General features: G+C 70.5%; 9 protein-coding genes. 5 read left to right on the top strand and 4 right to left on the bottom strand.

The window, feature by feature from the left end; translation table 11 throughout:
- Nucleotides 1-31: 31 nt before the first annotated feature.
- Both EFE23_RS21775 and EFE23_RS21780 read right to left on the bottom strand, forming a co-directional pair.
- Entirely contained in the window at nucleotides 32-430 is a 399-nt protein-coding gene (locus EFE23_RS21775; protein WP_123242793.1) for a hypothetical protein, read from the bottom strand.
- Between the two features lie 83 nt (nucleotides 431-513).
- On the bottom strand, nucleotides 514-1,470 hold the full coding sequence (locus tag EFE23_RS21780) for a cytochrome c oxidase assembly protein (protein ID WP_123242794.1): 957 nt from the start codon (nucleotides 1,468-1,470) through the stop codon (nucleotides 514-516).
- 108 nt (nucleotides 1,471-1,578) lie between these two features.
- On the opposite strand from EFE23_RS21780, the gene ctaE reads away from it, so the two are divergent.
- From ctaE to EFE23_RS21805, 5 genes are all read left to right on the top strand, one after another.
- Nucleotides 1,579-2,178: an aa3-type cytochrome oxidase subunit III gene (gene ctaE, locus EFE23_RS21785; protein WP_091664092.1), complete on the top strand. Its 600-nt coding sequence runs from the start codon at nucleotides 1,579-1,581 to the stop codon at nucleotides 2,176-2,178.
- Between the two features lie 72 nt (nucleotides 2,179-2,250).
- Nucleotides 2,251-3,084 carry a cytochrome bc1 complex diheme cytochrome c subunit gene (gene qcrC, locus EFE23_RS21790; protein ID WP_123242795.1) on the top strand — a complete coding sequence of 278 codons (834 nt, stop codon included), beginning with the start codon at nucleotides 2,251-2,253 and terminating at the stop codon, nucleotides 3,082-3,084.
- 67 nt (nucleotides 3,085-3,151) lie between these two features.
- The gene (gene qcrA / locus EFE23_RS21795) at nucleotides 3,152-4,237 is read left to right on the top strand and encodes a cytochrome bc1 complex Rieske iron-sulfur subunit (protein WP_123242796.1); all 1,086 of its coding nucleotides are present in this window, start codon (nucleotides 3,152-3,154) and stop codon (nucleotides 4,235-4,237) included.
- Nucleotides 4,234-5,865: a cytochrome bc1 complex cytochrome b subunit gene (gene qcrB, locus EFE23_RS21800; protein ID WP_123242797.1), complete on the top strand. Its 1,632-nt coding sequence runs from the start codon at nucleotides 4,234-4,236 to the stop codon at nucleotides 5,863-5,865. The genes qcrA and qcrB overlap by 4 nt, the downstream gene beginning before the upstream one ends.
- 202 nt (nucleotides 5,866-6,067) lie before the next feature.
- Nucleotides 6,068-6,739: a DUF4142 domain-containing protein gene (locus EFE23_RS21805; protein WP_123242798.1), complete on the top strand. Its 672-nt coding sequence runs from the start codon at nucleotides 6,068-6,070 to the stop codon at nucleotides 6,737-6,739.
- Nucleotides 6,740-6,803: 64 nt separating this feature from the next.
- Here EFE23_RS21805 and EFE23_RS21810 read toward each other — a convergent pair whose 3' ends face one another.
- Both EFE23_RS21810 and EFE23_RS21815 read right to left on the bottom strand, forming a co-directional pair.
- The gene (locus EFE23_RS21810; protein WP_088999172.1) at nucleotides 6,804-7,091 is read right to left on the bottom strand and encodes an Lrp/AsnC family transcriptional regulator; all 288 of its coding nucleotides are present in this window, start codon (nucleotides 7,089-7,091) and stop codon (nucleotides 6,804-6,806) included.
- 52 nt (nucleotides 7,092-7,143) lie between these two features.
- Nucleotides 7,144-8,004 carry a nucleotidyltransferase family protein gene (locus tag EFE23_RS21815; RefSeq protein ID WP_123242799.1) on the bottom strand — a complete coding sequence of 287 codons (861 nt, stop codon included), beginning with the start codon at nucleotides 8,002-8,004 and terminating at the stop codon, nucleotides 7,144-7,146.
- Nucleotides 8,005-8,037: the final 33 nt, after the last annotated feature.

The raw sequence follows: 8,037 nt of genomic DNA on the forward strand, positions 1-8,037 counted from the left end.
GCCCCGTTGCCGTGGCGCCGAGCGGGATCGCTCAGGCCGCGGCGGGCGTGCGCCGCAGCAGCTCGGCGACGGTCGTGCCGGTGGTCACCGGGTCGAGCGGGAAGGTGAGGGTGGCGTCGACCTCGGCGTACGCGGCCAGCCAGCGGTCCGCCGCCCGCGCGATCACCACGCAGGTCGGCGGGGCGTCGTCCCGGTCGTCCTTGATCTGGCGGGCGATGCCGATGCCGCCGCCCGGGCTCGCTTCGCCGTCGAGCAGGAGCAGGTCGATCTCGTAGTCGTCGACGAGCCGGACGCAGCCGGCGTAGTCGGACGCCTCGACGAACTCGATCTCCAGCCCGGGCGCGGGCCGGGTGCCGACGGCGAGCCGCATCCGGTCACGGACCTTCGGGTCGTCGCTGTAGAGCAGGACGGTACACAGACGATCGCTCATCGCTGACTTGCTCCCACCTCGTAGCTGCCCGCTGATCGTAGCGGGCATCACATCCGGCCGGACGGCCCGCCCTGGCGGGGTGCTCAGGCGGTGGTCTCCGCGGCGCGCTGGCGGGCCTCCTGGCGGTCCAGCTCGCGGTCCAGCCGGCGGGCCTCGCGCTCGGACTGCTTGATCCACTGGACGACCAGCACGGCCAGCATGGTGACGCTGACGAACTCCCCGCCGGCCCACAGCACCCCGCCGGCGACCACCTGGTCGTTCCGCGGGTCCGACCAGGCCAGGTGCAACGACGGGTACCAGTCGCCGCCGAGCAGGGTGGTGCTCTGCATGATGGTCAGCCCCAGCACCGTGTGGAACGGCACGGAGAGCAGCATCAGCAGCGCCCGGGCCGGGTACGGCCAGCGCCCGGGCAGCGGGTCCAGGCCGAGCAGCGGCCAGAAGAAGACGCAGCCGGTGGCGATGAAGTGGGCGTGCACCAGCTCGTGCGCCCACTCGTGCTGCAGCGTGTACTCGTAGAGTCCGGTGAAGTAGAGCGCGAACGGGTTCACCACGAAGATGGCGAACGCCACCAGCGGGAAGCTGTAGACCCGGGCGATCCGGCTGTGCACGATCGCCAGCAGCCGCTTGCGGGGCCGCACCGGCAGGGTGCGCAGGGCCAGGGTCACCGGGGCGCCGAGCGCCAGGAAGATCGGCGCGATCATGGAGAGCACCATGTGCTGCACCATGTGCACCGAGAGCAGCGTGGTGTCGTACGCGCCCAGGCCGCTGAGCGTGACCAGCGCGATGCCGCCCAGGCCGGGGCCGAGGAAGCAGACGGTACGGATCACCGGCCACCGGTCGCCGCGCAGCCGCAGCCGGTACACCCCGTAGAGGTAGAGGCCTACGGCGAGCACCAACCCCACGGCGAGCCAGCTGTTCAGCTCGGTCTCGGTGAAGACCCGGGTGACGGTGAACGGCGGCGGGACGCTCTCGCCCCCGCTCGCCAGGGTCGACCTGGTGGCACCCGAGGTGGCGGCGAAGATCTGATCGACGTGCAGCACGCTTTTCAGGGTAGGTCAGGCGAAGCGGACCACCCCGATCGGGCCACAGTCGGCACAGGTTTCCGACCCCGCTGATCGTCGGTCCCGGTCAAGGGCAATAATGACCGCGTGACTGCGGCCCCAGCCATTGACAAGAGCCGGATCCACTCCCTGACGCGACCCAACATGGTCAGCGTCGGGACGATCGTGTGGCTCTCCAGCGAACTCATGTTCTTCGCGGCGCTGTTCGCGATGTACTTCTCGATCCGCGCGGCGGCGCCGGAGCAGTGGGAGAAGCACACCGAGGTCCTCAACATCCCCTACGCGACCACCTTCACGGTGATCCTGGTGCTGTCCTCGGTGACCTGCCAGCTCGGTGTCTTCGCGGCCGAGAAGGGTGACGTCCACGCCCTGCGCCGGTGGTTCACCATCACCTTCGTGATGGGTCTGATCTTCGTGCTCGGCCAGGCGAACGAGTACCGCAACCTGGTCCACGAGGGCGTCAAGATCAACGCCGACGGGTACGGGTCGATGTTCTACCTGACCACCGGCTTCCACGGCCTGCACGTGACCGGCGGTCTGATCGCGTTCATCATCTTCATGATCCGTACCACCATGGGCCGGTTCACCCCGGCGCAGGCGACGTCCGCGATCGTCGTGTCCTACTACTGGCACTTCGTCGACGTCGTGTGGATCGGGCTCTACGCCATGATCTACTGGCTCCAGTGATCTTGGCGCGTCACGTACCGCGCCGCTGCTCCGTCCCCTGAGACAAGGTCCAACCGGTTAAGGACACAGGTCATGACTTCTGACAACGACCGCCGACGCGGTCTGCTCGCGCGGCTGCGCGGGCGGCCCGTAGCGCGCAGCAGGGGCCGCCGCCGGCTGGGTGCCGCGGTCCGCCTGACCGCCGCGCTGATGCTGGCCGGCGGCGCCTACACCGTCTTCGCCCCCGGCGTGCAGGCGCAGGACAACCCGCCCCTGAGCGCCGCCGCGAACGAGGGCAAGGCGCTGTTCGACGTGAGCTGTGTGACCTGTCACGGTCGCAACGCGCAGGGCGTCGAGGGACGCGGTCCGAGCCTGATCGGCGTCGGGTCGGCCTCGGTCGAGTTCCAGGTCAGCAGCGGTCGGATGCCGATGGCCCGGCAGGAGGCCCAGGCGCAGCGCAAGCCCCCGCAGTTCACCGACGAGCAGGTCCGCCAGCTCGGCCAGTACATCCAGGAGCTCGGCGGCGGCCCGCAGGTGCCGCAGGGCAACCTGCGCGAGGGCGCCAACATCTCCACCGGTGGTGAGCTGTTCCGGATCAACTGCTCGCAGTGCCACGCCTTCGGCGCGGGCGGCGGAGCGCTCTCCTCGGGCAAGTTCGCCCCGAGCCTGAAGCCCGCCAGCGACCGGCAGATCTACGCCGCCATGCTGAGCGGCCCGCAGAACATGCCGGTGTTCGGTGACAACCAGATCACTCCGGAGCAGAAGGCGGACATCATCGCCTACATCCAGGAGAACCTGAAGGGCACCCAGGACCAGGGCGGGTTCAACCTGGGCCGGTACGGCCCGTCGACCGAAGGTCTCGCGATCTTCCTGGTCGGCATCGTTGCGCTGGTCTTCACGACCCTGTGGATTGCGGGCAAGTCGTGACCGAGCGGATCATTCGTTTCAGTGCTGTGGCGTCGACCCCCGGCGCCACCCGTAGCGAGGTGACGGCATGAGCACCCACACCGGGCACCCGGCCCAGCAGGGTCCGGAACCGCTCGACCTGAACGACCCCCGGCTCTCCCGGTTCGACATCGTGCAGGAGGGCGCGCGGCGGGACGACATCGAGATCGTCCACTACGAGCCGCAGGTCGTCGCGGGCAGCAAGGCCGAGCGCCGGCTGACCCGTACGGTCGCCATGATGTTCCTGCTGACCGGGGCCGCCGCCACCGCCTTCCTGATCATCTACATCTGGTGGCCGTGGCGGTGGGAGGCCGGCCGCGGCGGTGACAAGTGGTACACCCCGCTGCTCGGCCTGACCCTCGGCGTCGCGCTCCTCGGCATCGGCTTCGGCATCCTCACCTGGGGCAAGAAGCTGCTGGCCAAGGAGGTCTCGATCCAGGACCGGCACGACCAGCCGGGCTCGCCCGAGGACCGCCGGATCGCTGGCGAGACCCTGCTCTACATGGCCGACGAGCTGGGTGTGAAGCGGCGGCCGCTGCTCGGCGCCTCGCTGCTGGCCGGCCTGTTGCCGGTCGGCGCGGTCGCCGCGGCGCCGCTGGTCGGCGGCCTGATCTCGAACCCGCACAAGAACAACCAGATGTTCACCACCGGGTTCCAGCCGCAGGACGGCAAGAAGATCCGGCTGGTCCGGGAGGACGGCCGGCCGATCCGCCCGGCCGACATCAGCGCCGGTGGCCAGCTCACCGTCTTCCCCGGCATCGACGGCGGCGTGAGCAACAAGCACGCCGACTCGCCGACCCTGCTGATCCACCTGCGCGAGGACGACGCGCAGAAGTCCCGCGCCGCCAACCAGCGCAAGGGCCACGGCGACTACATGTGGGGCAACTACGTCGCGTTCTCCAAGATCTGCACGCACGCCGGCTGCCCCGCCAGCCTCTACGAGCAGCAGACCAACCGCCTGCTCTGCCCCTGCCACCAGTCGCAGTTCCTCATCACCGACAACGCCAAGCCGGTCTTCGGCCCGGCGAACCGGCCGCTGCCGCAGCTGCCGATCGAGGTGGACGAGGAAGGCTTCTTCGTGGCGAAGTCCGACTACACCGAAACCATCGGTCCCGACTTCTGGGAGCGGCCATGAAGCGCCGAAAGTTTGAGGTAGCAGCGCTACCGGCCAAGACCGCCGGGGCGCTGGACGACCGGTTCCAGGCGGCCACCCCGCTGCGCAAGGTGCTGAACAAGGTCTTCCCGGACCACTGGTCCTTCCTGCTGGGCGAGATCGCGCTCTTCTCGTTCATCGTCCTGCTGCTGACCGGGACCTTCCTGACCTTCTTCTTCGAGCCGGCGATGACCGAGGTGGTCTACAACGGCAGCTACGCCCCGCTGCGGGGCACCCCGATGTCGGCCGCGTACGCCTCCAGCCTGGATCTGTCCTTCGACGTCCGGGGCGGCCTGATCATGCGGCAGATGCACCACTGGGCGGCGCTGCTGTTCATGGCCTCGATCGTGGTGCACATGCTGCGGGTGTTCTTCACCGGCGCGTTCCGCAAGCCGCGGGAGACCAACTGGATCATCGGCTCGCTGCTGTTCTGGGTGGGCTTCCTGGCCGGCTTCACCGGCTACTCGCTGCCGGACGACGGCCTCTCCGGCACCGGTCTGCGGATCGCCTCCGGCATCATGCTGTCCATCCCGGTGATCGGCTCCTGGCTCACCTCGTCGATCTTCGGCGGGGAGTTCCCGGGCACCATCATCATCAGCCGGTTCTTCATCGCCCACGTGCTGCTCATCCCGGCTCTGCTGCTGGCGCTGATCAGCGTCCACCTGGGCCTGGTGTTCAAGCAGAAGCACACCCAGTGGCCCGGCCCCGGCCGGACCAACGAGAACGTGGTCGGCGAGCGGTTCTTCCCGCGCTACGTGCTCAAGCAGGGCGGCTTCTTCATGGTCGTCTTCGGCGTGATCGCGCTGATGGGTGGCCTGTTCCAGATCAACCCGATCTGGTACTTCGGCCCGTACGAGGCGTGGGTGGTCTCGGCCGCCAGCCAGCCGGACTGGTACGTCATGTTCCTCGACGGCTCGACCCGACTCATGCCGGCCTGGGAGATCAGCATCCCGATCGGCGACGGGTACGTCATCCCGCCGCTGTTCTGGCCGACGGTCGTGCTCCCCGGCATCCTGGTGGGCCTGTCGCTGATGTACCCGTTCCTGGAAGCGCGCCGCCTCAAGGACTACAAGCACCACAACCTGCTCCAGCGGCCCCGGGACGTGCCGGCCCGGACCGCGGCGGGCGCGATGGCGGTGGCGTTCTTCATCGTGCTGACCCTTTCCGGCGGCAACGACGTGATCGCCGACAAGTTCCACATCAGCCTGAACGCGATGACCTGGGCCGGTCGGATCGGCCTGCTGGTCGTGCCGCCGCTGGCCTACTACCTCACGTACCGGATCTGCCTCGGTCTGCAGCAGCACGACCGGGAGGTGCTGGCGCACGGCGTGGAGACCGGCATCATCAAGCGGCTGCCGGACGGCCGGTTCGTCGAGGTGCACCAGCCGCTCAGTGCGGCCGACGGTCACGACGGGCACGGCCCGGCGCTGGACTACGTCGGCTGGGTGGTCCCCAAGAAGATGAACCGGCTGGGCGCGCTCGGCCCGGCGATCCGGGGCTTCTTCTACCCGATCGAGAAGCCGGCCGAGGCGCCGGTCTCGCCGGGGCACCCGCCGGTCGAGCCCCGGCCGGAGCGGGAGGAGATCGGCAGCGGCGAGAGCCGTCGCTGACCCCCTCGCGTACGACTGACCGTGGCGCCCGCCGGATCCTCCGGCGGGCGCCACGGCCGTTTCCGGACCGTCCGTCCCCTCCCGTGGCCACCGGTCCTGTTCCGCCGTGCCGCCGCCCCCGGACACGGACGGGTGGAATCGCAGGAATAACCCCGGTCAGCCGGGTATCCGTGCGGTCCAACGTCTCAAGGGGGGGGAAAGCATGTTGGGAATCAAACGCCTGGGCCTGCTGGCCGCGCTGGTGCTGGTGGGGCTGGCACCCGCCGCGGCGGCGCAGGCGGCGGCCCAGCCGTCGACGCAGGACACGCAGTACCTGCAGGCGGTGCACCAGGTCAACCTGTTCGAGATCACCACGGGTAACCTGGCCCAGCAGAAGGGCCAGAACCAGCAGGTCAAGGACCTGGGCAAGATGTTCGTGACGGACCACACCCAGCTGGACCAGTCGGTGCAGAGCACCGCCCAGCAGCTGAACGTCAAGTTGCCGTCCGAACCGACCGCCGACCAGCAGAAGGTCATCAGCAAGCTGAACAACGAGAGCGGCGCCCAGTTCGACAAGGCGTGGGTGACCGCTCAGCTGGCCGGCCACGTCGCCGCCATCCAGGCGACGCAGACCGAGATCTCGCAGGGTTCCGAGCAGTCGGTGATCACCCTGGCGCAGGACGCGCTGCCGGTCCTCCAGGCGCACTACGACGCGCTGGTGGCCCTGGCCCAGACCCTGGGCGTCCCGGTCCCGCAGACCAGCGCCAGCGGCACGCCCAGCCCGGGCGGCACCGAGTCGCCGGCTCCGGGTGGCACGGAGTCCCCGGCTCCGGGCGGCACCACCGAGGCGCCCGCCCCGGGCACCACGGAAACCCCGGCGCCCGGCCAGAGCTGACGCCGTACGGCCGACGGTGGCCGGTCCGTCCCTCGGGGCGGGCCGGCCACCACGCGTACGCCGGTCAGTCGGCGTTGGCCAGCCCGATCGCGAACGCCTCCTCCAGGTCATGCTGCGAGTACGCCCGGAACGCGATGTGCGACTCGGTGTTGAGCACGCCCGGCACCTTGGAGATGCTGCCGGCGATGACCTGGGCGATCTGCTCGAACTCGCGCACCCGCACCATGGCGATCAGGTCGACGTGACCGGCCACCGAGTAGACCTCGCTGACGCCGGGCAGGTTGGCCAGGTTCTCGGCCACCTCGGGGATGGAGTCGGTGGCGCAGTCGATCAGCACGATCGCGGTGATCACGGGACATCTCTCCGTTCGTCGACGTCGTGGCCAACTCTAGAGGCTGGCCCGGTCACGCCGTCCCCGGGCGGGCGATCCGGCCCGCCGGGACCGTCAGGTCGGTGCCCGCCCGGATGGCGTCGGTCAGCCGCTCGTCCGGCCCCACGGTGGCTCCGGGCCAGATCACCGCGCGGGTGACCTCGCCCCGCACCATCGCCCCCGCGCCGACCACCGCCCGGTGCACCCGCCCGGTCACCGTGGCGGCCGGGTCGACCAGGCTGTCGCCGCCAGCCGCGTGCAGGTTGGCCGCCAGGTAGTCGGCCGGGGTGCCGGTGTCGTAGAAGACGCCGGGATAGCTCACCACCTCGAGCGCGCCGGCCGCCTCCGCCGGCCGCCACACCGCCCGGACCAGGTCGCCGAAGGTGGCCGGCAGGTCCCGGACCAGCCGCCAGGGCAGCAGCGAGAACCCGACGAACCGATGGCCGTCGAAGGTGCCGGGGGCGGCCGGGTCGTCGGCCGGCTGGCCGAGCAGGCGTACGGTCCACCCGTCCCAGCCGTCCAGCAGCGCGGCCACGTCCGGCCCGGGCGGGGCGTCCGGATCCGCCAGGTACGCGTCGGCGTTGCCGACCAGCACGCCGCGGCCGGCGATCCAGTCCCGCAGCTTGCCCAGCCCGCCCGCGGTGCCGAGCGGGTCGCCCGGCTCCACCGACAGGCGCGCCCGGTCGCCGACCTGTGCGACCACCTGCTCGCCCAGGTAGCAGGCGTTGACCGCGACCCGGTCCGGCCCGGTCAGGCCGAGCCCGGCGAGGCGGGCCAGGGCCCGGTTCAGCAGCGGCACGTTGCCCACCGGGCAGAGCGCCTTGGGTACCCGCTCGGTCAGCGGGCGCAGCCGGGTGCCCTCGCCGGCGGCGAGCACCACGGCGCAGAGGTCCACCGCCGCCCGCCAGCCGGAACCGGCCGCGCCTCG

This window comes from Micromonospora solifontis, assembly GCF_003725545.1.
In the GTDB taxonomy this organism is placed as follows: domain Bacteria; phylum Actinomycetota; class Actinomycetes; order Mycobacteriales; family Micromonosporaceae; genus Micromonospora; species Micromonospora solifontis.